Genomic DNA, 26,531 nt, shown 5'->3' with positions numbered 1-26,531 from the left:
ATGGGGCTTGAGAGCGGTACTGCCCGCAAGGGCCTTCCCGATATCGTCTTTGAGCGGATGTTGCGCGCGATCAAGTCGGGAGCATACAAGCCGGATGAACGGTTGCCGACCGAACACGAGCTAGCCAACGAATTCGAAGTGTCGCGACCGGTGATCCGGGAAGCGCTGAGACGGTTGCGCGAGCAGGGACTGATCTATTCGAGGCGCGGTGCCGGCAGCTTCGTGCGTGCGCTCGGCCTGCGTGAACCGCTCGGATTCGGCCAGCTGGAAAACGTCGCCGATCTCCTCAACTGTTATGAATTTCGCATGACGCTTGAGCCGGCGGCCGCGGCTGCGGCGGCAGTGCGTCACGACAAGGAGAGCCTGGCGGCGATAAAGCGGGCCTTGGAATTGCTGCGCGATGCCACGAACCGCCAGGCCCATCGTGAAGATGCCGACTACCAGTTCCATCTGGCCATCGCCCGTGCGGCTCAGAACAACTACTTCTCGACGGCGATGGAAGCCCTGAAAGATCACATTGCAGTGGGGATGAAATTCCACGGCGCCTCCGTGAAAAGAGAAGCCACCGGACTCGCGAAAGTGTTCGGCGAGCACGAGGCAATCGCCGATGCGATCACTCGCGGTGACCAGGAAGCATCGCGGCAACTGATGCTGGACCACTTGAAAGGTTCACGCGAGCGACTGTTTCAGTCCTCGCACCGGTGAAACCTCTAGATGTCATCCGGCAGCCTACAGCCGGATGACCGTCATTTCAAAACGCCGCCTCATAGATACCCAGCACATCCTGGACACTCATTTCGGCCGGGTTGTTATCCATCAGCCGGCGGATGGCATGTGCCTCCGAAGCGTAGAGGGAAAGTTCCTCCTGCCTGGCGCCATGAGCCGCCAGCGACATCTGGATGCCAAGCCCTCCGCAGAAATCGTAGGCTGAAGAGCGCAATTCGTCCGAGGAGAGGTGATCGCCAAGGCCCAATGCTGCAGCCACTTCCGCGGTCTTTGCAGCAACGACCGGCTGATTGAAAGCCAGGACATGCGGGAAAACGATGGCATTCGCCAGGCCGTGCGGCAGGTTGAGACGCGTGCCCAGCGGATAGGCGATCGCGTGGCCGGCCGCGGTATTGACCGGGCCGAGGCAAATGCCGCCGTAATAGGAAGCAAGCATCAGCCCTTCGCGGGCCTCCGTATCGTGCCCGTCCTTCACCGCCCGCGCCAGGTACCGGCCGACCAGCCCAAAACCCATGCGGGCAAAACCGTCGATCATCGGGTGGGCACGGCGGTTGGTGAAGGCCTCGACGCAATGCGCCATGGCGTCGACACCTGTCGCAGCCGTCACAGCCGGAGGCACCGAATAGGTCAGCTCAGGATCGAGCACCGCGAAATCGGCGATCATGTGCGGGCTCTCCACCGCGATCTTGGTCCGTTTGACCGGATCGGTGATGAGCGAGCGGATCCCGGCCTCCGAGCCGGTACCCGCGGTGGTCGCGACCTGGGCAAGCCGCGTGCGGCGGCCGGCGACGCGATTGGGACCGGCAACGTCTTCGAGGGTCTGCTCGGAATCCCACAGCGCCGCAACCAGCTTGGCGACATCCAATACCGATCCACCACCAAGTCCGACGATCATTTGCGGGCGGGCCTTTCGGGCGGCCTCCAGCGCAGCATCCAGCGTTGCGGTATCCGGCTCGCCTGGAATGGCGTCGAATACCGAAAATCGGCCGGGCAACTGCAGACGGTCGGCAAAACCAGCCGTAATCGGCGTGGCAATGACCAGGGTCGAGACGACGTCGCCAGCCCAGACGCCAACCTGGCTGATCGTGCCGGCACCGACGGCGAGGCGCAGCGGCTGGTGGAGTGTGATGGGTGCAATGGCCATGACGCGTTCCTTACCGGACCCCCGCCACGAGCTTGCGCGCGTAGGCGATGGCAGAATTCATGTTGCCGTGATTGGCGATCCCCTTGCCGGCGATATCGAACGCGGTGCCGTGATCGACGGAGGTGCGATCGATCGGCAGATCGACGGAAACGTTGACGGCCGTATCGAAGGCCACGAGCTTGATCGGGATATGGCCCTGATCGTGATACTGCGCGACGACCAGATCGAAGGCGCCGGAATAGGCGCGGTGGAAAACCGTATCGGCGGAGATCGGACCGTGAACCTCGATGCCTTCGGCGCGGGCGGCCGCAACGGCCGGCGCGATCTGATCGTCATCTTCCGTGCCGAAGAGGCCGTTTTCGCCGCAATGGGGATTGATGCCGGCAACCGCAATGCGCGGACGTTCATAACCGATGCGCTTCAGATGCGCGTTGCCGGCGCGGATCGTCGCCAGAACCCGTTCCGTTGTGGCACGCCGAATGGCCTCCTGCAGGGAAACATGCGTGGAGACATGGATCACCTTCAGACGGTCGGACGCCAATAGCATGTATGCCGCTGCCGAACCGGTGAGGCTGCGCAGCATGCCCGTGTGGCCATCGTAATGATGACCTGCGAGGTTGAGCGCTTCCTTGTTGATCGGCGCGGTGACGATGCAGCCGATCGAACCGGCCTCGGCATCGCGCACGGCGCGCTCGATGAAGCGGAACGCCGCATCGCCGGCGACCGACGACAGCTGTCCCCAGGGCAAAGGCGCTCCCTCCACCGGAAGGTCGACGACATAAGGGGTGAGATCGAGCGCGACCCCCACCGCATCGCGCGCCGCCTCCAGCGTCGCAAGATTGCCGTAGACCCGCGTTGCGGAGCGATCGGCGTCGGACATCTCGGCCAGCGCCTTGACTGTTACTTCCGGACCGACGCCACAGGGGTCTCCCATGGTGATACCAATGATATTGCTCATCAAACTCTCCCGTCAGTCGCGTCTGCCCAGCCCGAAGCCAGGCTCACGTATTTGATTGCCCGCCTGTGATAGGTATAGGCGATGTGCAGGGTCCCGTCCGGCGCTTCCAGAAGCCACGGATAGGACATTTCCTTGTTCCGGCCATCGGTGGAATCGTTGGACAGGCAGGTACCCGGCCCGTCTTCGATCAGAATTCGGACTGGAAAACTAAGCCCACCATCATTCGAAATACAGACACAGACCGGCGCGCGCGGCACGCCCCAGACGGGCACGCAGCCGCCCGTAGGATCGGCATCCGGTCTTTCGTCACTCTCGCCGAGTTCATCGTAAAGCGAAGCACGGCGATCGCCAGACTGAGCCGCGCTTACCGGATTGCAGATCATCGCCAGCCGGCCATCGGTCAGGCGAATAACTGCGATCGAGGAATTGTTGTTCGGCACATCCGTTGCCTCGGGCACCGACCAGGATCGACCGCCATCGGCGCTTTCGCTCCGGTAGACGAAATCCGCCTGCCTCCGGCGAAAAAATGCCGCATGGCCGCCTGCTGGCAAGGCGACGGGACTCATGTGGACGCAGCCGGTCGATTGCGGCAATTCTTCGAGGCGCCAGGTTTTCCCGGCATCTGTGGATATCCCGATTGCCGCCGTATCATGGCTTCCATTCCACTTCTGGCCCGGCCGCTGAACGCAGCGGAAGATCGGCAGAAGCCATGCGCCGTCATCCCGCACCGTCAGCGGAGCCCGGATAAAACATCCTTTCGGCAGGTCGAGATAACTGCCCGCCTCCGCGGCCAGCCGTGTCGGGTCGCTTTGATCGCGCCGGATCTCGGCCATGCGGATACGGCATTCGTCCTGGTTGCCGGAAGGCTGCGACGTGTGGAAAAGCCGGAGCCGGCCATCGGGCGCGGTAAATAGAACCGGGTTCTGCTCGGAACGGGCGTCATCGAAGCTCAGCCTCTGCGGCGGACCCCAGAGGTCCGAGTCCGGCACGAGGACGGACGCGAAAATGGATATGTCGGACTTTCCTTCCAGCGAGCCACCGAACCAGGCGCAGATCAACGCGCCATCGGCCAGGAGATGCAGGAAGCTTGCATGGTTCTGCACCATGGGGGAAGGCAGGAAGGCTTCGTGCCTGCCGGCGGTCATCCGTACCTTGCCGGTCATTGCTGCCGCTATTTCATCAGGGCTCATAAAGCTCTCCTCTCGGCGCTGAGAATTGCCAGAAACACAAAGTTGTCAAGTTTTATAATATGCATCAGCCGCAGGTTTCTAGCATCGGACTCAACATAACAATCTGGAAAATAACGGTATTTTTACGAATGAATTTTTCTCGAAAAATTACATCGCAAAACAATTTGACAAAGTGTGCGGGACAGAACATGGTTTGGAGGAGAATAGCACAGGAGGAGTAGGCGATCGCGGTGCAGCGAAATATGTGGCCCTGCCGTCGGGAGAAATTTTCGGTCCAAGGTCCGAATGCTCCACGATAGAGCCTCTAAATCGCCATCGGTCTTCCTTCACGGGTCGGCTCGCCAATCACCAAATCAGCCGTTCATCCACCGGGCCACGGCAGGTCGATCGGAACGGTGTCTGATCAATTTATATTCACTTGGGAGGTGAACCACATGAAGAAGATGCTGATGACCGCGCTGATCCTCGGATCTGCGCTTGCCCCGGCTTACGCAGGGTCCGGCCCTATCAAGATCGTGCTGCCTGAAGAAGCCGATCTGCTGGAGCCGTGCATGGCGACCCGTTCCAATATCGGCCGTATCATCATGGAGAACGTCAGCGAAACGCTGACCGAGCTCGATGTTCGCGGCAAGAAGGGCGTCATGCCGCGCCTGGCCGAAAAATGGGAGCAGACCCAGGACGGCAGCTGGCGGTTCCATCTCCGCCAAGGCGTAAAGTTCTCCAACGGGACGACGTTCGACGCCAAGGATGTGAAGCACAGCTTCGACCGCGTGATGAGCGACAAGAACGCCTGCGAATCCCGCCGCTATTTCGGTGGAATGAAAATCAGCGCCAATGTCGTCGACCCCTACACGATCGACTTCAAGGCCGACCCCGCCCAGCCGATCCTGCCGCTGCTGATGTCGCTGGTCACGATCGTCCCGGAAGAAACCCCGCTCGCATTCATTCGCGAGCCGATCGGCACCGGTCCCTATGCGCTGAAGAACTGGACGCCGGGCCAGCAGATCGTGCTTGCCGCCCGCAGCGATTACTGGGGTGCCAAACCCCAGGTGACCGAGGCCACCTACCTGTTCCGCGCCGATCCGTCCGTGCGCGCAGCGATGGTGAAGGCCGGAGAAGCCGACCTTTCTCCGTCGATCTCGCAGCTCGATGCGACCGACCCCAAGACCGACTTTTCCTATCTCGACAGCGAGACGGTCTATCTGCGCCTCGACCACAACATTCAGCCGCTGAACGACGTGCGGGTTCGCAAGGCGCTCAATCTGGCCATCGATCGCCAGGCGTTCATCGGCACGCTGGTGCCCCAAGGAGCCGTGCTTGCGACGGCGCTGGTGCCGCCGACCACGCAAGGCTGGAACCCGGACGTCAAGGTGTTCCCCTATGATCCCGAAGGCGCCAAGAAGCTTCTCGCCGAGGCAAAGGCCGCCGGCGTAAAGGTCGATACGCCGATCACGCTGATCGCCCGCACGGCGAACTTCCCGAACGTCACCGAAATCATGGAAGCGGTTCAGTCGCAGCTCCAGGAAGTCGGCTTCAAGGTCGATCTGAAGTTCGTCGAAGTGGCCGAGCACGAGAGCTACTACTCCAAGCCCTTCAAGGAAGGTCGTGGCCCGATCATCGTCGCCGCCATGCACGACAACTCCAAGGGCGACCCGTCCTTCACCATGTTCTTCAAATATGCCTCGCAGGGGACCCAGTCGGGCTTCTCCGATCCGAAGGTCGACGACCTGATCAAGCGCGCTTCGGCGGCAGTCGGTGACGAACGTGTAAAGCTCTGGTCACAGCTGATCGCCTACCTGCATGACGACGTGGTTGCCGACGCCCTTCTCTTCCACATGGTCGGCTTCTCGCGCGTTTCGCCGCGTATCGACTTCAAACCGACCATCGCTACAAATTCGATGCTGCAATTGTCGGAAATCGGCATCAAATAGTCAGCGGAAACCGGCTCCCGGATTTCCAATCACGACCCAAAGGCGGCGGGTACCCATCCGCCGCCATAATAGTCGAGGGCGACATGCTCAGTTTCATTCGTAAGCGCTCCGTGGCGAGCTTGATTTCACTGGTCGGGCTGCTTGTGCTGGTGTTCTTCCTGTCCCGCCTGACGGGCGATCCGGCCGCTCTCTTCCTGCCCGTCGAAGCTTCGGCCGAAATGAAGCAGCAGTTCCGCGAGCTTCATGGCTTGAACGACCCGCTGATGGTGCAGTTCGGACGTTATGTCGGCGACGTGCTGACCGGAAATCTCGGTGAATCGCTGCGCAAGGCGCGGCCGGCGCTGGATGTGGTGACGGAAGCGTTCGTATGGACGCTCTGGCTTGCGGTGATCACCATGTCGCTCGTCACGGCCGCGGCCATCGTCGTCGGCTCGCTCGCCGCTTTTCGCTCCGGCGGCTTCTTCGACCGGCTCTCCTCGATGATTTCGCTGGTAGGCGCATCGGTGCCGGACTTCTGGCTGGCCATCGTCGCGATCGTCGTGTTCTCCGTAAACCTCGCATGGCTGCCGACATCCGGCACCGGGTCGATCCTGCACTGGATCCTGCCGATCGGTGTGCTGTTCGTCCGTCCCTTCGGCATCATCGTCCAGGTCGTGCGCGGCTCGATGATCGGCGCCTTATCCTCCGCTTATGTGAAGACGGCCCGTGCAAAAGGCGTCAAGGCCGGCCCGATCATCTTCATCCACGCCCTGCGCAACGCCATGCTGCCGGTCATCACCGTCATCGGCGACCAGGCGGCGAGCCTGCTGAACGGCGCCGTCGTGGTCGAGACGATCTTTGGTTTCCCCGGTGTCGGTAAGCTGATGATCGACTCGATCCTGCAGCGGGATTTCAACGTCGTCCTGGCCGCGATCCTGGTGACCGCGCTGGCGATCTTCCTCATGAACCTGCTGATCGATCTCGCCTATGCGCTTCTCGATCCGCGCATCCGTCATTGAGGACAGCAACGATGAGTGTTTCCACCTCCGATACGACGATCGCGCACGAGCCCTCCTTCCCGATCCGCATGGCACGAATGCTCTGGGCCGACAAATTCGCGCTTTGCGCGGTGATCTTCCTGCTCGTCGTCATCGTGCTTGCCCTGATCGGGCCATCCTGGCTCGGCGAACTTGCCACCAAGCAGAATCTCCGCGGCCGCAACCTCGCGCCTTTCGACTGGAGCCGTGAATGGGTGTGGTGGATGGGGGCGGACGCTCTCGGCCGGCCATTGCTCGCCCGCATCATCGTCGCGACCCAAAACACGCTCATGGTCGCCGCCGGCGCGGTGATCCTGTCGTCGGTCATCGGCACGCTGCTCGGCCTTGTCGCCGGCTTTTCGTCGCCCCGCGTCGGGCAGGTGATCATGCGCCTGGCAGACGTGATCATGTCCTTTCCCTCGCTGCTGATCGCGGTGATCGTCCTTTATCTCCTGGGCTCCTCGATCCTGAACCTGGTCGCCGTCCTGTCGATCACCCGCATCCCAGTTTATCTGCGCACCACCCGCGCCGAGGTGCTGGAGATCCGCGAGCGGATGTTCGTGCAGGCGGCGCGGGTGATGGGCGCTTCGCAGAAGCGCATCCTGTTCCGTCACATCCTGCCGGTCGTTTTCCCGACGCTCACCACGCTGGCGACGCTGGACTTCGCCTATGTCATGCTTGCCGAAAGCGCGTTGTCCTTTCTCGGCATCGGCATTCAGCCGCCCGCCATCACCTGGGGGCTGATGATTTCCCAGGGGCGCCAGTATCTCACCAATGCCTGGTGGCTCTCGTTCTGGCCCGGGCTGGCGATCATCATGACGACCTTGTCGCTCAACCTTTTGTCGAACTGGCTGCGCATCGCGCTCGACCCCGTTCAGCGCTGGCGCCTGGAAATGAAAGGCCGAAAGAATGGCTGAGCACCTGCTGGAAGTCCGAAACCTCTCGGTCGAGTTCCATACGGCCGCAGGCGTCGTGCATGCCGTGCGCAACATCTCCTACCATCTCGACCGCGGCGAGACGCTGGCGATCCTCGGTGAAAGCGGATCGGGCAAGTCGGTTTCGTCAGCGGCGATCATGAACCTCATCGACATGCCGCCCGGGCGGATCAGTGCCGGGCAGATCCTGCTCGACGGCAAAGACCTGCTGACCATGCCGCCCCAGGCGCGCCGCGAGGCAAACGGACGGCGGATCGCGATGATCTTTCAGGACCCGCTCAGCCATCTGAACCCGGTCTATACCGTCGGATGGCAGATTCGCGAAGCGATGACGACCCACGGCATGCCGACCGGACAGGCCAAAAGCGAAGCCCTGCGCCTGTTGACGCGCGTTGGAATTCCGGACCCGGAAGGCGCCATGGGCAAATATCCGCACGAATTTTCTGGCGGCCAGCGCCAGCGCGTGATGATTGCGATGGCGCTTGCGCTGCGTCCCGATCTGCTGATCGCCGATGAGCCGACCACCGCACTCGACGTAACGGTCCAGGCCGAGGTGCTGGCGCTGTTGAAGGAGTTGCAGCGGGAAACCGGCATGGGCGTGCTGATCATCACCCATGACCTCGGTGTTGTGGCCGAAATCGCCGATCGGGTGGTCGTCATGGAAAAGGGCGAGCTGGTCGAGACCGGCACCGTCCGCGACGTCTACAAGAACCCGACGCATCCCTATACAAAAAAACTGATCGGCGCCGCCCCCGGGAAGGGCGAGATGCACGTCGCACAGCTTTCGGGCCAGCCGCTGCTCAGCGTCCGGGACGTGCGCAAACGCTACGGCTCCTTCGATGCGTTGAAGGGTGTCTCGTTCGACCTCAGGGCGGGCGAGACCATGGCGATCGTCGGCGAAAGCGGCTCGGGCAAATCGACGCTCGCCCGCGTTCTTTTGAGACTGGACGAGCCGGACGCCGGCACGGCGCAGTGGAAGGGGCGTGATCTTTTTCAGCTTTCGCCATCGGAACTCTACAAGCTCCGGCGCGACCTTCAGATGGTGTTTCAGGACCCCACCCAGTCGCTCAATCCCCGCATGACGGTGTTCCAGCTCGTATCCGAAGCCTGGGCCATCCATCCCGATATCCTGCCGAAACGCCAATGGCGGGAACGGGTCGCGGAACTGCTGGTGCAGGTGGGCCTCTCGGCCGAACACATGAGCCGTTATCCGCACCAGTTCTCGGGCGGCCAGCGGCAGAGGATCGCAATTGCCCGCGCACTTGCGCTCGAACCACAGCTGATCGTCTGCGACGAGGCGGTGTCGGCGCTCGACGTATCGGTGCAGGCCCAGGTCATCGCGCTTCTCGACAAGCTGCGACGGGACATGGGCATCTCCTTCATCTTCATCGCCCACGACCTGCCCGTCGTTCGCGACTTCGCGGACTACGTCATGGTCATGCAGAAGGGCGAGGTGGTGGAAATGGGAACAGTCCGGGAGATCTTCGAGACGCCCCGTGAAGCCTATACAAGAGCGCTCCTGGCGGCGAGCCTCGATCCGGACCCGGATGTTCAGGCCGAACACCGGGCAGCCCGTCTCAAACGTGCATGACAAACCGCCGAGCGGCGGATAAGCGGAGTTGATTGAATGACCAGAAATGCCTTTGTCGCACTCGTGACCTGCTTCAACGAGGACGAGACGATCAATTTCGAGGCGACCCGCGCCCAGGTGCGCCGGCAGGTGGCAGCGGGCAACAACATCATGTGCGCCGGCACCAATGGTGATTTCACTGCTCTCACCCACGAAGAGAAGATCCAGCTGACCGAACACGTGGTCGACGAGGTGGCGGGGCGCGCCAAAGTCATCGTCAATGCCGGGATGCCAGCCACATTCGAGACGGTGCAACTGGCCAAAGAGTTTGACCGGATCGGCGTCGACGGCATCGCCGTCATCACTCCCTTCTTCATCGCCTGCACTCAGGACGGGCTGGTCCGCCACTTCTCGACGGTCGCGGATGCGGTCAAGACGCCGGTCTATCTCTATGACATACCGGCCCGGACCCAGAACCATATCGAGCCGGCAACGGCTGCAAAGCTTGCCGGGCACGGCAATATCGCCGGCATCAAGGATTCCGGCGGCGCCCAGGAAACCCTGGCGGCCTACCTCCAGGTCTCGAAAGACAACCCCGGCTTCGAGGTCTATTCCGGCCCCGACCATCTTGTCCTGTGGTCGCTGCAGAACGGTGCGGCCGGCTGCATATCAGGGCTCGGAAACGCCCTGCCGCACGTGCTCGCCGGCATCGTTACGGCCTTCAACTCAGGCGACATTGCGGAAGCGGAGCGTCAGCAGGCGATCTATACCGCCTTCCGCACCGACCTTTATGCGCTGGGGTTTGCGCCCGCCATGGTTAAGCGCTCGCTTTACCTCCAGGACAACTCAGTTGGCGCGAGCAGGCAACCTGCCCTGCTTCCAGACGAGGCTCAGGACGAGGAAATAAGAGAAATCCTGAAAAAATACGAGCTGCTGTAGGGTTCGCTGATCTAAGGTTTACGAGACGGTTCGAGTGCAATCTATTTGGTGATCACGAAGACCGCGTCCGGCGCCCAGCTGATGCAGCATTCCTCGCCTTCCCTGATGATCACCACATCGGCGCCGAGCACCCTGACGCGCATGGGAATATCCCCTGCCCGGCCGATCACGAGGGCGTTGTCGCCGTAGTTGACGATCGTCTCGACGATCATGCGGACGTTCTTGCGGCCCTCGACCGGGCTGCGCGACAGCTTGATGTGCTCCGGGCGGATCAGAAGCGTCACCTTCTGGCCGTCCGCAAGAGCATCTTCGCCAGCGTATTGGAAGGCTCCAAGCGTCGGGTTCTCGGCCGTTCTGACGGCCCCGCTGGTAATGATTGCCGGGATCAGGTTGCTTTCGCCGATGAAGGCGGCGACGAAGGAGGTCTGCGGGCGATGGTAGATATCCAGGGGTGCTGCGACCTGCTCGATACGTCCCTTCTCGAACACCACGATGCGATCGGACATCGACATGGCTTCCGACTGGTCGTGGGTCACGAAGATGGTCGTCACGCCAAGGCTGCGCTGGATGCGCTTGATCTCGATCTGCATCTGCTCACGCAGGTTCTTGTCGAGCGCGCCGAGCGGCTCGTCGAGCAGAAGCAGCGAAGGCTCGAAAACCAGGGCGCGGGCAAGCGCGACCCGCTGCTGCTGCCCGCCGGACAATTCCTTGGGATGGCGATGGCCAAAACCCTTGAGCCCGACGAGTGACAGCATGTCCTCTGCCTGTCTCAAGCCCTGCGAGCGGCTGACGCCACGCATCTGCAGCGGGAAATAGACATTTTCGACCGCCGTCTTGTGCGGAAACAAGGCATAGTTCTGGAACACGATGCCGATATTGCGCTCATGCGGCGCAAGCTCGGAAATCGACTGGCCACCGACTTCCACCTTGCCGCCGCTCGCCTTTTCGAAACCGGCAATGATCATCAGGGTCGTGGTCTTGCCCGAGCCGCTCGGCCCCAGGAAGGTCACGAACTCCCCCTTTTCGACCGACAGGCTCACGTCGTCGAGCGCCGTGAAATGTCCGTAGGTCTTGGTGATGTTGGAGAGTTGCAGGTAGTTCGTCATGGGAAATCCTTGGGGGGGAGTCCTTGGGAGGATCAGTGTGCGCCGGCCGGGCGGCTCGGCCTGGGAGCGCGGCTGCGCAGCGCGCTGGCGAAATAAGGAGCAGCGATGCCGACCAGCACGACGACGAAGAGCAGCGTCGAGATGACGGCGATTACCGGGTCGGCCTCCTGGCGGATGCTGTCGAACATCTTGCGCGGCAGGGTCTCTGCGTCGCGGCCCGAGATGAAGATCGCCACCACCGTCTCGTCGAACGACTGAATGAAGGCAAAAAGCGAGCTGATGACCAGCCCCGGCCGCAGGATCGGCAGCGTGACGTGCAGGAAGGTCTTCGCCGGGCTGGCGCCGAGGCTCTGCGCGGCCCGTTCAAGGTTCCGGTCAAAACCCTTGAGGTTCGCCGAAAGGACAAGGAAGGCGATCGGGACCGACAGGCAGGTATGTGCCAGGATGACGCCGAGATGGCTGTGCACCAGCCCGAGATCGCCGAGATAAGAATAATAGCCGACCGCCATGACGATATGGGGGACCGCCATCGGCATCAGCATCATCAGGTCGGCGAATCCCTTGCCGCGAAACTTGTGGCGCACCAAGGCGAAGGTCGCGGGCACGACCAGGGCCATGGTGAGGATGGTCGTGGCGGTCGCGATCAGGATGCTGTTCCAGGTCGGTATCAGCCAATCCATGCTGGTGAAATAAGCCCGGTAGTATCCGAGCCAGTAACCCGGCGGCGGGAATTGCAGCGAGCTTGCGTTCGAAAACGACATCGGCACGACGATGACGAGCGGTGCTGCAATGAAGAGCACCACGATGAAACCGGCCCAGCGCATGAACGTGTTCATATTCGGTCACCCCCAGAGTTTGTCGAGGCCGAAACGGCGGTGATAGATGGTGAGGATAATGAGTGTCACCACGAGCAGGATCATCGCCATGGCGGAGCCCAAACCGAAGGCGAGAAACTCCTCGATCTGGTGGCCGATCAGACCGGCGACCATCTGCTCGCGCGGGCTGCCGAGCAGAACCGGCGTCACATAGAACCCGAGGCAGATGACGAAGACCAGGACGGAACCGTTGGCGATACCGGGCGCCGTCAGCGGCAGGTAGACATGCCGGAACAGCGACCAGCCTTTGGCGCCCAGGCTTTCCGCCGAGCGGATCAGCGCCGGATCGATCTTCTTCATCACCGAATAGACGTTCATGATCATGTAGGGCGCCAGGATATGCACCATGGCGAGCGTCGAGGAAAAACGCGTGAAGAGAAGCTGCGGCGGTTTGTCGACGCCGATCATCTGCAGGAAGGCGATCAGCGGACCGTTATTGCCGAGCAGAACCATCCACGAATAGGTACGGACGAGAAAACTGGTCCAGAAGCTCATGGTGACGAGCAGCAAGATCAGCATTGCCGTGCGTGGCTTGGAATGCGCCATCAAATAGGCCAGCGGATAACCGACCAGAAGGCAGCAGAGCGTCACGAAAGCGGCCGTCACGAACGTGTTCAGAAAGACGCGCTGGTAAAGCGCTCCGGTCAGGACCTTCTGGTAGTTCGCCAGCGAGACCTTCGGTTCCGTAAAGCTCATGATCGCCACTTCGGCGAGCGGCACGACGAAAAAGATGAGCATGTAGATGCCGAGCGGCGCCAGCAGCAGCCAGGGCCATATATTCGTCTTTTCCGTCAGTTTTGAAAGGCTGATGCCCATTGCCGTTCCCTTTTTATGGCAGGCAGGGTCGCTGCGGCATCGCGCGGTCGTTCCGCGCGATGCCGGCCAGCGGGTCGGGTTGATCCAGGAGAGCGGATCAGCTCGCGACCCACTCCTCGAAACGTTCGGCGAGTTCCGCCGGGTCGATGCCGAAGTTCGACATGTCCTGCTCGAAGGTTAGCTTGTAGTTGTCCGGAGAGGTCGGCATGCGTTTGGCATCCGCCGCGTCGACGAACTGGTTGGAGGCCGGGTTCAGCGCACCGTAGTCCGCAGCCTTGGAGAAGCCGGCAAGCGGCTTCGCACTGGTCGCGAATTCCACGAATTTCTTGGCGTTCTCAAGGTTCGGGCTCTTTTTGGCGACAACCCAGTAGGCGCGTTCGATCTCGCCCTGGTTCCAGGTCATGGCAACCGGAGCGCCGGCCTTCTCGGCCTCGAAATAACGGCCGTGCCAGATGCCGATCATGTCGATCTCCCCGTCACGCAGTATCTGCGTCGACTGGGCGCCGGCAGTCCACCAGACGCGGATATGCGGCTTGATCTTGTCGAGCGACTTGAAGGCCCGGTCCACATCGAGAGGATAGAGATCCTTGACCGCGACGCCATCGGCGAGAAGCGCGATCGGGATGACGCGCGACGCATAACGCTGCAGCGACCGCCCGCCGGGGAATTTCTCGACGTTCCAGAAATCGGCCCAGGTCTTCGGAGTGTCCTTATATTTATCCTTGCGCCAGGCCATCACGGTGGCGAACGCATGTGAAGCGACGCCGTTTTCGAAGAGGCCGCCTTTGTAGGGCTCGGTGAGCTTTTCGATGATGCCGGCCTGGTTCGCACGCACCAGTTCGCCGCCGCCGAGCGTGGTGACGTCGAATTCGTAGGTGCCGGTCTTCACCTGCTGGGCGAGCTTGGCGAAGGAAACGGGGGAAACCGTCTTCACCTGGATGCCCGTTTCGGCGGTGAACGGATCGATGAGATGCGTCTTTGCGGCAGCCTCCCAGGGACCGCCCCAAGTGTTCACGTAGAGGACCTTCTCCTGCGCGCGAACGAGATAGGGAGCGGCGAGCGAAGCGGTCACCGCAGCGCCGGCCGTCTTCAGGAAACGGCGGCGGTCAGGCATGAGAAATGTCTTCATTCCAGTCATTGCAGTTCTCCTCTTTTATGATTTTCTGAAGGTGGCTTCGTAGAGCCGCAGCCAGTTCTTGTGGGTGATCTTCGCGACTTCTTCTTCCGAGAAGCCCACGGCGCTGAGACCGCCCGGGATCACTCGGATGTCCTCGACCTTCTGGAACCATTCCGGCGGCGCGGCCTTGAGCGGCTTGCCCGCGGCGCTGGCGCCATAGTCCTCGCCACGGGTCCAACGACCCTTGCGCATCCAGGCGTAATCGGGGGCGGTGAAATTGTGGCTCTTGTCGGTGCCGATCGCGACGCAGTCGATGCCGGCAATATCCACCGTGCGGGCAACCATCGTGCACCAGGCTTCGATCGAGGCGCAGAAGTCGTCGCCGGTGATGTTGCGATAGGCAGCGCAGCCGATCACGCCGCCGGTATCCTTCAGCGCCCGAATGACGTTGTCCGACTTGTTGCGCTTGTGCATGAACAACGATTGGGCGTTGGCGTGGGTGACGGCGATCGGCTTTTCGGACACCTTGATCGCATCGAGCGTCGTGCGATCGCCGACATGGCTGCAATCGACCAGAATGCCGGCGGCGTTCATCTCGCGCACCACTTCCTTGCCGAAGCGAGCAAGGCCCGAATCCTCGGCCTCGTAGCAGGAACCGCCGAGTTCGTTCTGGTTGTTGTAGGTGAGCTGCACGACGCGCACGCCGAGTTCGGCAAACATCTCCACGAAGCGGATCCGCCCTTCGAAGAGATTGGCGTTCTGGAAACCCATAATGACGGCGAGCTTGCCTGCGTCTGAAATGCGGCTGATGTCGTCTGCGGTAAGAGCGATCTCGGCGATATCGGAGTTTTCGCGCACGAGATCGCGCCAGCGGCCGATGGAATCCATCGACTCGACGGTGCCCTCCCAGAATCCGCAGGTGTTGACGACCCCGCCGACATTCCCTGCCCTCAAGGATTCAAAGGCGGCGCGATCGAAATGCCCGCATTGCAAACCGTCGATGATCATGATCTCGCGCTCTCTTTCATACGTTCGGAAATGCTGGACGACAGGAAGGAGACGTCCGTCTCGTCGTCGTTGTCCTTGCGGCCGATGACGGTGCCGTCCTCGTTGACGATCATCGGACCTGCATGGCGGCGCGAGACGACGCTGTCGGTCGCAAGCGCCTGTTTTGCCAGGTGATAGATGCGCCACCAGAGATCGCTCTCGATTTCAGCACCGCTTTCCAGAAGCGACCAGAGAAGAGGATCGTCTTTTTGAACGTCGCCGGTGACCGCGGCCGGAACCGCCTTCAGCACATCGCCGGACACGGAGATCGAAAGCCCAGATCGACCGCCGAAACGCGCGGCAACCGCAAGTTCCTCGACATCCATCGTCCCTGTCACGGTCAGTTCCGCCGACCCGAACCGGGCCGCGAGCTCACCGAGAAGATCGATCGCCGTCGGCAGCACGAACCATGCGTGTTCGCCGCAAGCGTCGAGCGTCAAGCGGTTGCCGGCTTCGGAGGCAATCGCGATACGGGTGGGAACCGCCGACTTGAAGCTCTCGAACCGCTGCTCGAACAGTTTGAAGCCACCAAGACCAAGCTTTTGCGAATACATCGGGATGTCGCCGATAGTCAGGAAGAAACCCTTGGGCAGGCTGCTCAGCGAGAAGATCCGCTCGGACATCAGCCGCATTTCGCGGGGCATGACGCGCATGGAGGGAGATGAATGCAAGGATGTCATAGAACAGGCTCCGCCGGGTAATACCAGGTGCGGGTGTAGCCGGCGCGCAGATCGTCGGGGGTCGGTGCACCGTGATAGAGCACGCCGCGCAGGTTGCGGCTGAGGAAGTCACGGGTCTTGTCGATGCCGTGGACCCCTACGTTCATCAGCCGCACGAGATCGATCGGCACAAAAGCCTCGGCGTTGATGTTGGCGCGAGGCGTGTGATAGTCCCGCCCGCGCAGGCTCTGAATGCGCGCCACCATGTAGCGGTGTTCAGGATGTTTCATCAGGAAACGGGCGATGCTGAGCGAACCTTGGGCCCTGCCGAGATCGGCAAAAAGGGATTGGATCCCGCCGCAAACATCGAGGCCGAGATCTAGCGCATCGGGGACTTCCTCGCGGGCGCCGCGGCGCGGCTCCTCCGCCGTCTCCGATTTGTACCAGACATATTTATAGGCCTCTGGGCCGGCCATGTCGGTATCGAGCGCCCACTGATATTCGTCATGGACGAGCGCCATTAGCTGTTCGACCGTCTCGGCTGGCGAGATGCTGAATTCGTCGGGAGCATCAATGGCTGCCAACAGCCTGTCGGCTTCTTCCGGCACCAATTCGATCAGCAACGAGAGGAACGTCTCGAAAGCTTCCGGCAGGAGGTCGGTTTCGAATTCGGCGGCAAGCACATCAAACGGGAAATCGGTCGTACGACCAAACACCGTGCCGCTTCGCCGGAATTCTTCGAGCGCCGCCACCACCTTGTCGATATCGGCTGCCACGTCGGCGCTGGAGGCAAATGTCTCGTAGACCATCTGGTCCTGTTTGCGGAACGCGATTGCCTGGCGGAGAAGTTCGAGCAGTCTGGCGACGCGAGGATCCGACGCATCGAGCTTCAGCGCGCGGGCCATCGCAATCGCACCTTCGCGCGCGGACAGAAGCCCGTCGATCAGGCGCGGATGTTTGTGGACGAAGAAGATAAGGCCAAGCGCCGAACCATTGCCGACGCCGATATAGCGGCGAAGCTGCGGGTCGAGGCGCACGGCGGTCTCGGATTTCTTGGCCGCCAGATGCTCGACGAGGTCGCAGGAAAATTCCCGCATCAGGTAGGCGGTCAGCAACTGCGCCTGCAGGACACCACCGAGCGCATGGCGGGCGCCGAGCGACGGGAAGGAACGCGTCCCGAACGTGCCGTTGCCGTCAAGGCCGGTATTGCGCATCAGGTAGCAGACCTTCGAAAGATCGGCGACGGACGGCTGGCGACCTTCGGCAAGCGCTTCGAGCGTCTGGTCGAAAACCCGCATTGAGCGGTTCGACCGACACCAGATCAGCGTGCCGGCAGTCGCCCGGCCCGTATAGAGCTTGGGGATTTCCCGCCGCGCCGTTTCGATCTCGATTTCGGTCGCCGGCCCTTCGATCAGCGCGCCCATCATGTCCCAGGCCTGGCCAATGATACGGCCGGTACGAGCCGTCCGGCTCGGCGGACGGGAAAAGCCGATGAACGAGAACTCCTGGTCAGGCGCCTTGATGGAATAAACGACGGTCCCTTCGGCGTTTTCGTCCACGTCGAAAAGGACATTGGAGATGTCCCAGCGCTCGCGGATCATCTTGTTCATGAAGGCGCGGGTGCCGCTGAGCCGGCTCGGCTGGATTGCCGCCAGCCGTGAGGTCTTCATCACCTCTTGGCTTGGGCGCGGTCGGGGCGTTGCCACCTGTTCGGAAGTCGCGGTCATGACCGTCAACGTTCTCCCTGCTGCATTTTCGTGATGGTACGGGCGGTTTCGAGAAGCGGCTCGCGGAAGCTTTCGAGGGTCGAAGCGCATCTCCGGCATGACCAGCGAGATCGTCGACGTGCATTTGCCGTGGAGATCGAAGATCGGCGCGGCGATGGCGACGACGCCGCTATGGGTATAGCCGCTCGACAGCGCGTAGCCGTTGGCGCGCGCCTCGCCCAGGAGCTCTTCCGAGGCCAGTTGCTCGCCGCTTTCCTCCAGGCGGGCGAGCGTCACTTCGTCTGCGAAAGCGGTCAGGATGCGGCCGGATGCGGAACCCTCGAGCGACATGGTCGTGCCGATCTTCTGTTCCGCACGCAGCACGCTCTGGGACTCGACACGCGAGACGATGCACGGTAGTCCGCGATCGAGCACCGCCAGCGAAGCCGTCTCCTTCACCCGGTGGACCAGCATTTCGATGATCGGCTGAACCCGCGCTCCAAGATTGGCCTGCTCCATGGCCGCCGCGGCAAGCCGACAGGCGTGCATCGTGAGCCGATAGCGCATCTCGTGATCCTGCTCGACCCAGCCAGCTTCGATCAACGTCAACAGCCGCTGATAAGCGGTGGGGCGAGAGAGCTCCATCGCCGACGCGATCTCCGGCAGTTTCATGCCGCGAGCGCTGGAGGCCAGCACGTCGAGCACCGCCATGGTCTTCAGGACCGTCGAGAGCGGGCGGACGCCACCGCTTTCCTCTTGTATTCTATTTGAATATGTCGTATCCATGTTGAATATGATGTCGCCGTCATTGATTTATGTCAACCGCGCGGGAGCGTGCTTGCGCGCAAATTTGGCCCTCACCTGGCTAAGGCGCTCAAGGCGTTCAGAATTTTTTTACGCTGGATTTCGCTGCGTCACCGTCGGAGCCACGAGCGAAAACTTTCAATCTACAGCCTTACCTTGCATCGATGCGGGCCACGGCACGTGAGACCCAGGCTTGTTTGGCTACAAGCCGTCCGCGAATTGGGGCATGACTGCGGCTGAGTAAAATATTCGCATTTGCCGGCTTTTTTTGCGGTTTTCTTTCAATCCCGACGTCCTATTTTCTGTCATCTAGTCGCCAGCAAGCACTGCTGAAAGGATGACCTAAATGTTTCGGTTGAAAACCATTGTCGCGGCGGCCCTTATTCATGCGGCAGCCCTTACGCCTTCCCTCGCCGGCGAAAATCTCGCCGCCGTCAAGTCTGCGGGCGTCTTCAAGATCGGCACCGAGGGGACCTACGCGCCGTTCACCTTCCATGACGCAAGCGGCAAACTGGTCGGTTTCGACGTGGAGATCGGCCAAGCCGTTGCCGCAAAACTTGGCGTCAAGGCTGAGTTCGTCGAAGGCAAGTGGGACGGCCTCATCGCAGGGCTCGATGCCAAGCGTTACGATACCGTCATCAACCAGGTGGGCATAACCGAAGCCCGCAAGCAGAAATATGATTTCTCCGACCCCTACATCGCGTCCAAGGCGGTGCTGATCGTCCGCCAGGACAACAGCGACATCAAGGGTTTCGCAGACCTCAAGGGTAAGAAATCCGCTCAGTCCCTGACCAGCAATTTCGGCAAGATCGCCGAACAGGCAGGCGCCGAACTCGTGGGCACGGATGGCTTCGACCAGTCGATCCAGCTCGTGCTGACACGCCGCGCCGACGCGACGATCAATGACAGCCTCTCGTTCCTCGATTTCAAGAAGCAGAAACCTGACGCGCCGGTAAAGATCGCCGCGCAGCAGGACAATGCCGATTATTCCGGCATCATCATCCGCAAGGGCGAGCCGGAATTGCTCGGTGCCATCAACAAGGCACTGGCGGACATCAGGGCAGACGGCACCTATCAGAAGATCTCCGACAAGTATTTTGGGCAGGACGTCTCCAAATAGGCTGCCGAGTTCCCATTCCTGACCTACATTGTTAGAGCGTCCGGCGCCCGCGCCGGACGTCATTTTTTGAGGATCACATCGTGCCGCACTGGCTTCAATTGATGTCGGATTCACTTCCGACCCTCCTATGGGCGGGCGTCCGTTTTACGGTTCCGCTGACATTGCTGTCCTTCCTGCTCGGGCTCATCCTCGGCCTGATAACGGCGGTGACGCGGCTGTTCGGCCCGGCGTCGCTTGCGCTGATCGCACGGTTTTACGTCTGGGTGATCCGCGGTACCCCGCTTCTCGTGCAGCTCTTCGTCATCTTCTACGGCCTGCCGAGCGTCGGCATCCTGCTCGACGCCTTTCCCGCGGCATTGATCGGCTTTACCCTGAATATCGGTGCTTACAGTTCCGAAATTATCCGCGCGGTCATTTCCTCGGTGCCGAAGGGGCAGTGGGAAGCGGCCTATTCGATCGGCATGTCATGGCGCCAGGCGATGAGCCGCACCATCCTGCCGCAGGCGGCGCGTGTCGCGGTGCCGCCCCTTTCGAATACCTTCATCTCGCTGGTCAAGGATACATCGCTTGCCGCGGCGATCACGGTGCCGGAACTCTTCCAGGCAGCCCAGCGGATTGTCGCGACGACCTATGAGCCGCTGATCCTCTATATCGAGGCGGCCTTGATCTACCTGGTCTTGAGCTCGGTGCTGTCATCGTTGCAGAACAGGCTTGAAAAGCGTTTCGCCCGTTATGGCGGCATGATGGAGTCAAACCGATGATCGAGCTTTCCAACATCGAAAAGCGGTTCGGCGACGCGGTCATCCTGAAGGACATCAGCCTCGGCATTCCCGAGGGAAGCGTGACCGCGCTCATCGGTCCCTCCGGCGGTGGCAAGAGCACGCTGCTGCGATGCATCAACCTGCTGGAAATTCCGACCGCCGGCTCCGTCCGCATCGGCGAGGAAAAGTTCGACTTCGAGCCCGGCCTGAAGATCGGCTGGAAGTCGATCCAGAAGATCCGCCGCCAGACCGGCATGGTCTTCCAGAACTTCCAGCTCTTTCCGCATCGAACGGCGATCGAGAACGTCATGGAGGGACTGACGACGGTTCTGAAATGGCCGCGCCAAAAGGCCCATGACCGCGCCAGCGAACTGCTCACCAAGGTAGGAATGGCGCATAAGACCGATGCGTGGCCCGTCAGAGCTTTCCGGTGGGCAACAACAAAGGGTGGCGATCGCCCGGGCGCTTGCGCCTTCGCCGCGGGTTCTTCTCTGTGACGAACCGACCTCGGCCCTCGATCCTGAACTTTCCGCCGAGGTCATCGACGTGCTCGGCCGGCTTGCTGCCGAAGGAACGACGATGGTGATGGCGACGCACGACCTGCGCCTTGCCTCGCGGATCGCTAATCACGTGGTTTTCCTAGAGAGCGGGAAAGTGGTCGAGTCCGGCAGGGCGGAAGCTATCTTCGGTAATCCGAGGCAGGAACGCACCAAGAGCTTCATCTCATCGATCAACGCGGCGCAGACAGCGCATATCTAAGCGCTCTGTTCCAGGGCGAACGTTCGCGCGGGCGCAGCATCGGAGAAGCTCCTTGAACTTCTGTTCAGGAGATAATTTCGCCCAAGCTCAGATCATGAGTGCGGTTTGTGGCCAGATTTCGATTAAAACCGCACGGCCCGTCGGCGAGCAATTTCATCTGTTTCCAAGAGAAACTCGTCGCATGAAGAGAACCCTCGGCATTTGTGCCACTCTACCCGAGAGATACGGATTCGTCGACCTATCCAGCCGACGTTTTGTTACCTTCAGATGTCACGAGAGGTAGAGTCAAAAGCCGCGGGAGGTCGACATTTCGTCATTCTTACCAATGTCCAGCGAGCTCCCTCGCCTGCCGTCCGCCGCAGGAATAGAATTGAAAGCGAGCCTGGAAACATGCGTAAAGCACATCCGGCGATCACGGAGCGAATGCCGGCCTCAGTGAGTTGGAGCCAAGCGGCTTGCCAACTCAGTCCCTTTTTGAAGCTCGTGACTGCCCTGAGAGCAGAACCGGCAGCGGATCGCCCGTTCGCATCTTCGACGAAAGGAAATCACGCGGCAAAGCAAGCGAGTAATCGTGCGGCATCGATCGAGCGTCCGCCGAGGTTTTCTGTTGCTGCCGAGCAAAGTCCCTCCGCGGCAGCAGCAGGGGAAGCTGGGTGCGTTTTTATGGGCTGGACCAGGACAGTATAGTATGCGGCCGAGCCGGACTGAGTGATCGCGGGAGTACTTTATGCGCGCGATGACCAGGAATGTCTTCCGATAGATCTCCGATTGGAGCGACCTATCCACGAGAGCTGTGATGTTGCCGCTCATCAGTTCGCCGTCATGCGCAGCAGTTGAAGCCACGCATACGGTCGTCGACAGCAATGGCCATACCGGCCATGACCTCGGTTCGTGTGTCTCGTCGAAAGATCTGCTGCTTCGCGGCCTCCGTCGGCGCGCCATGTTGGCCGGCCCCACCAATCCGAAGACCGCCGGACAAGAAATCCAAGCCGGACACGAAGAAGATCGACTACAGGATAAAACAGCCGTCGAGGATATTCTCGCAAAGGCTGAGAACAGCGGATGACTGGATCCAACCCACGCCGGCCTTACCGACCGTGAGCTCATACGTTGCTCCAGTCGCAGCACTCACTCTCGTGGCCAACAAGCAGCCAAACGCGAGAGAGTATCGTTAGGTGAAAAGCCCTCCTCTCCCGAAGATCGCGTGGTTCGATCTGCCGGAAGCATCGCAGTTGTCCGCGGACTACCGTCACCACGGAAACATACTGCAATGGCCATATCCCCTTGCCCGGCATCAATCAGAAGCGGATCTGCAAGAGCGGTAGTCCGCGGACAACTCGCCTCAAAGAGCCGACGCTAGATACCCACCTCGCCCGAAATCCAACCGGCCTGATGAGCGCCCACGAATGCCAATTTGGCCAGCAAAACAGCGAAAATGACAGTTTGGTTAAGCGTTTGTAAATCGGTAACGAATCGGCGCATAATATAACTGCGCAGTTAGAGCGCTTTCGGTAAAAATTGCGCAGTTATTCGGGAAAACCACATGCAACCGAGTCTTGTCATCCAGGACGATCAAGAGCATCTTCCTTCACTTTTGGCAACAGATGCGCAGGAGCTGTCCTATCAGCTCCAACAGCATCAAGCGAAGATCTTTCCGCCTCTTTCCCAAAAGACGATGCGGTTCTTCTCTCCTGCCGAAGCCGCGGGCTTCATAGGCATCGGTGAAGGTTATCTCCGGCAAGTCGCTGCCGAAGGCCATGGCCCAAGTCCTCTCGCCAACGGGCGCCGCCTCTACGGCGCGGATGATATGGACCGGATCCGCCGGGTTCTTGATGAGAGAAACGGGACTCCGAAATATGTTCCGGCCCGGAAAAGCGCCGACAAGCTTCAAATCGTATCGGTCATGAACTTCAAGGGCGGCTCCGGGAAAACCACCACGGCTGCGCATCTGGCGCAATATCTGGCCCTGAGAGGCTACCGGGTCTTGGCCGTCGATCTCGATCCGCAGGCTTCTCTTTCCGCCTTGTTCGGCCATCAGCCGGAATTGGATGTCGGAGAAGCTGAGACGCTCTACGGGGCGATCCGTTATGAAGATCCGCGGCCGATCGCCGATATCGTGCGCGCCACTTATACGCCCAATCTGCATCTGATCCCCGGAAATCTCGAACTCATGGAGTTCGAACATGAGACGCCCAAGGCAATGGCATCCGGCACCGCGGAGACGATGTTTTTCGCGCGGATAGGCGAGGCCCTGACCGAGATCGAAAGCCTCTACGATGTCGTGGTCGTCGATTGCCCGCCGCAGCTCGGGTTTCTGACGATGTCGGCGCTCTGCGCGGCCACCTCCGTGTTGATCACCGTGCACCCGCAAATGCTCGACGTCATGTCGATGTCCCAGTTCCTGACCATGACGAGCGAGCTCATGTCCGTGGTCGAAAGGGCGGGAGGCAGAACGAGTTACGATTGGATGCGCTATCTCGTCACGAGATTCGAACCCAATGACGGCCCGCAAAGCCAGATGACCGGCTTCATGCGTGCGATTTTCGGAAACCGCATGCTTCAGAACGCGATGCTGAAATCGACCGCCATCGCCGATGCCGGGGTGACGAAACAGACGCTGTATGAAGTGGAACGATCGCTATTCGTGCGAGGCACGTACGATCGGGCCTGGGAGTCGCTCAATCTCGTCAATTCAGAGATCGAGGCCCATATCCGAGCCACATGGGGAAGGAAGTAGCTAGATGGCCAGAAAGAACCTCATCGAAATTTCCTCTTCCAGCGCAACGCGCCCCGAACCGGTCGCTCCGAGGGACAACCGGCCTATTGCCGGTTTTGTGCCACAAGCCCGCAATTCCGCGCCTGTAGGCGGGATTACCAGGACGCTTGGCAATATCACCGAAAAGGTCGAACGGGCGAACGATCTTGAGCGGCAGCTGGCCAAGGGTCAGATCGTCGTCGAGATCGATCCCGTCCTGATTGACGCTTCCTTCGTCGAGGATCGACTGGAGATAGACCCCGTTCAGCTGAATGAGCTGGTGGAGCAGATCCGCGAGCATGGTCAGCAGGTACCCATCCTTGTGCGGCCTCATCCGCAGGCAAAAGGCCGTTATCAGGTCGCCTACGGCCATCGCAGGCTGGCGGCGGCGAAGAAACTCGGCCTCAGTGTGCGGGCGGTGGTCCGCGATCTCACGGATGACCAGCTGGTGGTCAGCCAAGGGCAGGAAAACAGTGCCCGGACGAATTTATCCTATATTGAGCGGGCTCTTTTTGCCTTGCGGCTCGAACAACGAGGTTTTACCCGCGATATTATCATGGCGGCGCTCGGAGTGGATAAGGCGGCACTCTCCAAGATGTTGATCGTGACGCGGCAGGTGCCGATCGCCCTGGTTACAGCCATCGGTGCTGCGCCGGAGATCGGCCGCAGGCGCTGGCTGGAGTTGGGCGAGCGCCTTGAGACTGTGGAGCCTGATGTCGTTCTGGCGCAGTTGTCCGCGGACAACTCGGGACAGCTGTCAAGCGACGAGCGCTTCCATCGGGCTCTAGCCTTTGCCTCGAAAAGGCCGGCACTGACAACAGCCCCTGCTGCCAAGGCGCAAATTTCCGGAGTACCGGTCCAGTTCAAGAAGACCGCATCGAGCGCGACCTTTGTCTTCGACAACAAGGCGGCGCCTGGGTTCGACCAATTCGTGCAGGAGAGGCTCGTAACCCTCTTTGCAGAATTCCAACAAAACAAAGGAGCGTAAACCGCAAAAGAAAAAGGCCCCCAAGCGACAAAGTCGTGGAAGCCCTTCTCAGATCTTAGCAAATCAAGAATCGCATTTCCTCGAATCACTGTCAAGAGTTTAGGCGCCGTTTGGGCGAGTGGATTTCTTTTGCCTTAGCGAAAGTGAAGGCAGATGGAGAACAGGTATGTAACGACGCCCTTTGGGCGGCGGGCGATGTCGCTTGGCATGCTGGCAAGTCAGCAGCTCGCTGAGAGGATTGAACCCGGAATTAGCCGTAACAAATGGAAACTGTTCAGGGCGGTCTGCGAAGCGAGACCATCACTGGGCGTGACCGATCGCGCGTTGACGGTGCTCGACGCGCTCCTGACCTTTTACCCGGACGACGAGCTCTGCGAGGCGAGAGGCCTGGTGGTCTTTCCCTCAAACGCGCAGCTTTCCCTCCGAGCCCGCGGCATGACCGCTGCGACCCTCAGGCGACACCTTGCCGTTCTCATCGAGGCCGGCCTGATCCTGCGAAAGGATAGCCCCAACGGGAAACGTTATGCGCGTCGCAGCAGGGCCGGAGAGATCAATGAGGCGTTCGGCTTCAGCCTCGCTCCGCTTCTGGCGCGTGCTGTCGAGATCGAGAGCCTTGCCGCCCAGGTGATTGCCGAACGGGAGCTGTTGCGGATTACCCGGGACCGGTTGACTGTCTGCCGTCGCGATGTCGCAAAGCTGATCACAGCGGCCACCCAAGACGGCGTCCCGGGTGACTGGGGGGCGATCCTGGATATCTTCCGAACGCTGGTCGCGCGGATTCCACGTGTCGCCACAGTCAAAAACCTTTCCCCCATTCTGGATGACATGGCGACCCTGCGCTCGAAGATCGTCAACCTTCTGGAAATGCGGTTAAAAACGGAAAAAATCGACGCCAGTGAGTCTCAAATTGAGCGCCACAAACAGAATTCCAATCTTAAATACAATTATGAATCTGAACCTCGCTTCGAGACGAAACGTGCCGTGCCGTCGTCGGATGATCCCGAACCGCTGAGTGAACTAGCCGGGGGCAAGCAAAACAGGCAAACGTCGACCCATACGGAGGTCGCAGCAGCCAAATCCCTGCAATCCTTCCCGCTTGGGCTCGTGCTGCAGTCCTGCCCGCAGATCGCGGACTATGGACCAGGCGGCAGGATCGACAACTGGCGCGACCTGATAGCTGCCGCTGTCGTTGTTCGAACGATGCTGGGGATCACGTCTTCGGCCTACGAAGAGGCGTGCACGGCGATGGGACGGGAAAATGCAGCGACTGTTCTTGCCTGCATTCTCGAGAGGGGAGAGCAGATCAATTCGGCGGGTGGCTATTTGCGCGATCTGACCCGACGAACCGAAAGAGGCGAGTTTGCGGTTGGTCCAATGCTGATGGCGCTTGCACGCGCAGGCGTCTCCGGTGGGCGGCTGGCTGGATGAGCGTCTTACCGGCATCTGAGAACACGACGTCCTCCAAAACTCGTCGCAACTTTTGGCCGACATCATGTGCGGTTACACTGGGATATTGAGCCGAAACCGCTCGCGCGGGTTAAGGATGAGCGGGCAATGACCGGTAAATCCATGCAGGAAATCGTCAGCCGCCGACTGCGCATTCGCGCGC

22 protein-coding genes and 1 pseudogene are annotated in these 26,531 nt (G+C 60.7%); 13 read left to right on the top strand and 10 right to left on the bottom strand.

The genetic code is table 11. The features are described 5' to 3' along the window. Complete coding sequence (locus tag ACZ9IU_RS23705) at positions 1-705, top strand: FadR/GntR family transcriptional regulator (RefSeq protein WP_040125623.1); 705 nt, start codon at positions 1-3, stop codon at positions 703-705. A 46-nt stretch (positions 706-751) separates the two neighbouring features. On the opposite strand, the gene ACZ9IU_RS23700 is transcribed toward ACZ9IU_RS23705, so the two are convergent. The 3 genes from ACZ9IU_RS23700 to ACZ9IU_RS23690 are packed head-to-tail and all read right to left on the bottom strand — an operon-like array spanning position 752 to position 4,018. Next, positions 752-1,870 carry an iron-containing alcohol dehydrogenase gene (locus tag ACZ9IU_RS23700; protein ID WP_040125624.1) on the bottom strand — a complete coding sequence of 373 codons (1,119 nt, stop codon included), beginning with the start codon at positions 1,868-1,870 and terminating at the stop codon, positions 752-754. A 10-nt stretch (positions 1,871-1,880) separates the two neighbouring features. Next, positions 1,881-2,828, bottom strand: coding sequence for a 4-hydroxythreonine-4-phosphate dehydrogenase PdxA (gene pdxA / locus ACZ9IU_RS23695; protein ID WP_040125625.1), 948 nt, complete (start codon positions 2,826-2,828; stop codon positions 1,881-1,883). Next, positions 2,828-4,018, bottom strand: coding sequence for a sialidase family protein (locus ACZ9IU_RS23690; RefSeq protein WP_040125626.1), 1,191 nt, complete (start codon positions 4,016-4,018; stop codon positions 2,828-2,830). The genes pdxA and ACZ9IU_RS23690 overlap by 1 nt, the downstream gene beginning before the upstream one ends. 434 nt (positions 4,019-4,452) lie before the next feature. On the opposite strand from ACZ9IU_RS23690, the gene ACZ9IU_RS23685 reads away from it, so the two are divergent. The 5 genes from ACZ9IU_RS23685 to ACZ9IU_RS23665 all read left to right on the top strand — a co-directional run bounded on the left by ACZ9IU_RS23685 (position 4,453) and on the right by ACZ9IU_RS23665 (position 10,409). After that, positions 4,453-5,949: an ABC transporter substrate-binding protein gene (locus ACZ9IU_RS23685; protein WP_040125627.1), complete on the top strand. Its 1,497-nt coding sequence runs from the start codon at positions 4,453-4,455 to the stop codon at positions 5,947-5,949. Between the two features lie 83 nt (positions 5,950-6,032). After that, positions 6,033-6,947 carry an ABC transporter permease gene (locus tag ACZ9IU_RS23680; protein WP_040125628.1) on the top strand — a complete coding sequence of 305 codons (915 nt, stop codon included), beginning with the start codon at positions 6,033-6,035 and terminating at the stop codon, positions 6,945-6,947. An 11-nt stretch (positions 6,948-6,958) separates the two neighbouring features. Then, positions 6,959-7,882, top strand: coding sequence for an ABC transporter permease (locus tag ACZ9IU_RS23675; RefSeq protein WP_040125629.1), 924 nt, complete (start codon positions 6,959-6,961; stop codon positions 7,880-7,882). Next, on the top strand, positions 7,875-9,491 hold the full coding sequence (locus tag ACZ9IU_RS23670; RefSeq protein WP_040125630.1) for an ABC transporter ATP-binding protein: 1,617 nt from the start codon (positions 7,875-7,877) through the stop codon (positions 9,489-9,491). The genes ACZ9IU_RS23675 and ACZ9IU_RS23670 overlap by 8 nt, the downstream gene beginning before the upstream one ends. Before the next feature lie 36 nt (positions 9,492-9,527). Beyond that, on the top strand, positions 9,528-10,409 hold the full coding sequence (locus ACZ9IU_RS23665) for a dihydrodipicolinate synthase family protein (RefSeq protein ID WP_040125631.1): 882 nt from the start codon (positions 9,528-9,530) through the stop codon (positions 10,407-10,409). A 41-nt stretch (positions 10,410-10,450) separates the two neighbouring features. Here ACZ9IU_RS23665 and ACZ9IU_RS23660 read toward each other — a convergent pair whose 3' ends face one another. The 7 genes from ACZ9IU_RS23660 to ACZ9IU_RS23630 form a co-directional block, all read right to left on the bottom strand. Then, positions 10,451-11,515 carry an ABC transporter ATP-binding protein gene (locus tag ACZ9IU_RS23660; RefSeq protein ID WP_040125632.1) on the bottom strand — a complete coding sequence of 355 codons (1,065 nt, stop codon included), beginning with the start codon at positions 11,513-11,515 and terminating at the stop codon, positions 10,451-10,453. Positions 11,516-11,547: 32 nt separating this feature from the next. Further along, positions 11,548-12,351, bottom strand: a complete 804-nt coding sequence (locus ACZ9IU_RS23655; protein WP_040125633.1) for an ABC transporter permease — start codon at positions 12,349-12,351, stop codon at positions 11,548-11,550. 6 nt (positions 12,352-12,357) lie between these two features. Continuing rightward, positions 12,358-13,206: an ABC transporter permease gene (locus ACZ9IU_RS23650; protein ID WP_051900668.1), complete on the bottom strand. Its 849-nt coding sequence runs from the start codon at positions 13,204-13,206 to the stop codon at positions 12,358-12,360. 97 nt (positions 13,207-13,303) lie between these two features. After that, entirely contained in the window at positions 13,304-14,344 is a 1,041-nt protein-coding gene (locus ACZ9IU_RS23645; RefSeq protein ID WP_051900670.1) for an ABC transporter substrate-binding protein, read from the bottom strand. Positions 14,345-14,359: 15 nt separating this feature from the next. Then, positions 14,360-15,331, bottom strand: coding sequence for a dipeptidase (locus tag ACZ9IU_RS23640; protein WP_040125635.1), 972 nt, complete (start codon positions 15,329-15,331; stop codon positions 14,360-14,362). Beyond that, the gene (locus ACZ9IU_RS23635; RefSeq protein WP_040125636.1) at positions 15,328-16,050 is read right to left on the bottom strand and encodes a hypothetical protein; all 723 of its coding nucleotides are present in this window, start codon (positions 16,048-16,050) and stop codon (positions 15,328-15,330) included. The genes ACZ9IU_RS23640 and ACZ9IU_RS23635 overlap by 4 nt, the downstream gene beginning before the upstream one ends. Next, on the bottom strand, positions 16,047-18,521 hold the full coding sequence (locus ACZ9IU_RS23630) for an IclR family transcriptional regulator (RefSeq protein WP_498957803.1): 2,475 nt from the start codon (positions 18,519-18,521) through the stop codon (positions 16,047-16,049). Before ACZ9IU_RS23630 ends, ACZ9IU_RS23635 begins: the two co-directional genes overlap by 4 nt. A 364-nt stretch (positions 18,522-18,885) precedes the next feature. On the opposite strand from ACZ9IU_RS23630, the gene ACZ9IU_RS23625 reads away from it, so the two are divergent. From ACZ9IU_RS23625 to repC, 7 genes and pseudogenes are all read left to right on the top strand, one after another. Then, entirely contained in the window at positions 18,886-19,659 is a 774-nt protein-coding gene (locus ACZ9IU_RS23625; protein WP_040125638.1) for an amino acid ABC transporter substrate-binding protein, read from the top strand. An 80-nt stretch (positions 19,660-19,739) separates the two neighbouring features. Further along, complete coding sequence (locus ACZ9IU_RS23620; RefSeq protein WP_040125639.1) at positions 19,740-20,420, top strand: ABC transporter permease subunit; 681 nt, start codon at positions 19,740-19,742, stop codon at positions 20,418-20,420. Then, a pseudogene (locus tag ACZ9IU_RS23615) lies at positions 20,417-21,179 on the top strand (amino acid ABC transporter ATP-binding protein). Before ACZ9IU_RS23620 ends, ACZ9IU_RS23615 begins: the two are co-directional and overlap by 4 nt. 796 nt (positions 21,180-21,975) lie before the next feature. After that, entirely contained in the window at positions 21,976-22,245 is a 270-nt protein-coding gene (locus ACZ9IU_RS23610) for a hypothetical protein (RefSeq protein ID WP_040125641.1), read from the top strand. 477 nt (positions 22,246-22,722) lie between these two features. Continuing rightward, positions 22,723-23,916: a plasmid partitioning protein RepA gene (gene repA, locus ACZ9IU_RS23605; protein WP_040123875.1), complete on the top strand. Its 1,194-nt coding sequence runs from the start codon at positions 22,723-22,725 to the stop codon at positions 23,914-23,916. A 4-nt stretch (positions 23,917-23,920) separates the two neighbouring features. Next, the gene (repB, locus tag ACZ9IU_RS23600) at positions 23,921-24,922 is read left to right on the top strand and encodes a plasmid partitioning protein RepB (RefSeq protein WP_040123876.1); all 1,002 of its coding nucleotides are present in this window, start codon (positions 23,921-23,923) and stop codon (positions 24,920-24,922) included. A gap of 153 nt (positions 24,923-25,075) precedes the next feature. Continuing rightward, the gene (gene repC / locus ACZ9IU_RS23595) at positions 25,076-26,350 is read left to right on the top strand and encodes a plasmid replication protein RepC (protein WP_040123877.1); all 1,275 of its coding nucleotides are present in this window, start codon (positions 25,076-25,078) and stop codon (positions 26,348-26,350) included. The last annotated feature ends 181 nt before the right edge of the window (positions 26,351-26,531 follow it).

The sequence above is a fragment of the Mesorhizobium sp. USDA 4132 genome (assembly GCF_056279545.1).
This window is presented reverse-complemented; position numbering and strand designations above follow the sequence as displayed.

Excerpts from the sequence above, each read along its gene's own strand:
- ACZ9IU_RS23660 (WP_040125632.1), bottom strand. The coding sequence starts at position 11,515 with ATGACGAACTACCTGCAACTCTCCAACATCACCAAGACCTACGGACAT.
- ACZ9IU_RS23705 (WP_040125623.1), top strand. The coding sequence starts at position 1 with ATGGGGCTTGAGAGCGGTACTGCCCGCAAGGGCCTTCCCGATATCGTC.
- ACZ9IU_RS23670 (WP_040125630.1), top strand. The coding sequence starts at position 7,875 with ATGGCTGAGCACCTGCTGGAAGTCCGAAACCTCTCGGTCGAGTTCCAT.
- ACZ9IU_RS23650 (WP_051900668.1), bottom strand. The coding sequence starts at position 13,206 with ATGGGCATCAGCCTTTCAAAACTGACGGAAAAGACGAATATATGGCCC.
- ACZ9IU_RS23680 (WP_040125628.1), top strand. The coding sequence starts at position 6,033 with ATGCTCAGTTTCATTCGTAAGCGCTCCGTGGCGAGCTTGATTTCACTG.
- repA (WP_040123875.1), top strand. The coding sequence starts at position 22,723 with ATGCAACCGAGTCTTGTCATCCAGGACGATCAAGAGCATCTTCCTTCA.
- ACZ9IU_RS23635 (WP_040125636.1), bottom strand. The coding sequence starts at position 16,050 with ATGACATCCTTGCATTCATCTCCCTCCATGCGCGTCATGCCCCGCGAA.
- ACZ9IU_RS23655 (WP_040125633.1), bottom strand. The coding sequence starts at position 12,351 with ATGAACACGTTCATGCGCTGGGCCGGTTTCATCGTGGTGCTCTTCATT.
- repC (WP_040123877.1), top strand. The coding sequence starts at position 25,076 with ATGGAGAACAGGTATGTAACGACGCCCTTTGGGCGGCGGGCGATGTCG.
- pdxA (WP_040125625.1), bottom strand. The coding sequence starts at position 2,828 with ATGAGCAATATCATTGGTATCACCATGGGAGACCCCTGTGGCGTCGGT.
- ACZ9IU_RS23685 (WP_040125627.1), top strand. The coding sequence starts at position 4,453 with ATGAAGAAGATGCTGATGACCGCGCTGATCCTCGGATCTGCGCTTGCC.
- ACZ9IU_RS23675 (WP_040125629.1), top strand. The coding sequence starts at position 6,959 with ATGAGTGTTTCCACCTCCGATACGACGATCGCGCACGAGCCCTCCTTC.
- ACZ9IU_RS23610 (WP_040125641.1), top strand. The coding sequence starts at position 21,976 with ATGTTGCCGCTCATCAGTTCGCCGTCATGCGCAGCAGTTGAAGCCACG.
- ACZ9IU_RS23625 (WP_040125638.1), top strand. The coding sequence starts at position 18,886 with ATGTTTCGGTTGAAAACCATTGTCGCGGCGGCCCTTATTCATGCGGCA.
- ACZ9IU_RS23690 (WP_040125626.1), bottom strand. The coding sequence starts at position 4,018 with ATGAGCCCTGATGAAATAGCGGCAGCAATGACCGGCAAGGTACGGATG.
- ACZ9IU_RS23640 (WP_040125635.1), bottom strand. The coding sequence starts at position 15,331 with ATGATCATCGACGGTTTGCAATGCGGGCATTTCGATCGCGCCGCCTTT.
- ACZ9IU_RS23645 (WP_051900670.1), bottom strand. The coding sequence starts at position 14,344 with ATGACTGGAATGAAGACATTTCTCATGCCTGACCGCCGCCGTTTCCTG.
- repB (WP_040123876.1), top strand. The coding sequence starts at position 23,921 with ATGGCCAGAAAGAACCTCATCGAAATTTCCTCTTCCAGCGCAACGCGC.
- ACZ9IU_RS23700 (WP_040125624.1), bottom strand. The coding sequence starts at position 1,870 with ATGGCCATTGCACCCATCACACTCCACCAGCCGCTGCGCCTCGCCGTC.
- ACZ9IU_RS23665 (WP_040125631.1), top strand. The coding sequence starts at position 9,528 with ATGACCAGAAATGCCTTTGTCGCACTCGTGACCTGCTTCAACGAGGAC.
- ACZ9IU_RS23630 (WP_498957803.1), bottom strand. The coding sequence starts at position 18,521 with ATGGATACGACATATTCAAATAGAATACAAGAGGAAAGCGGTGGCGTC.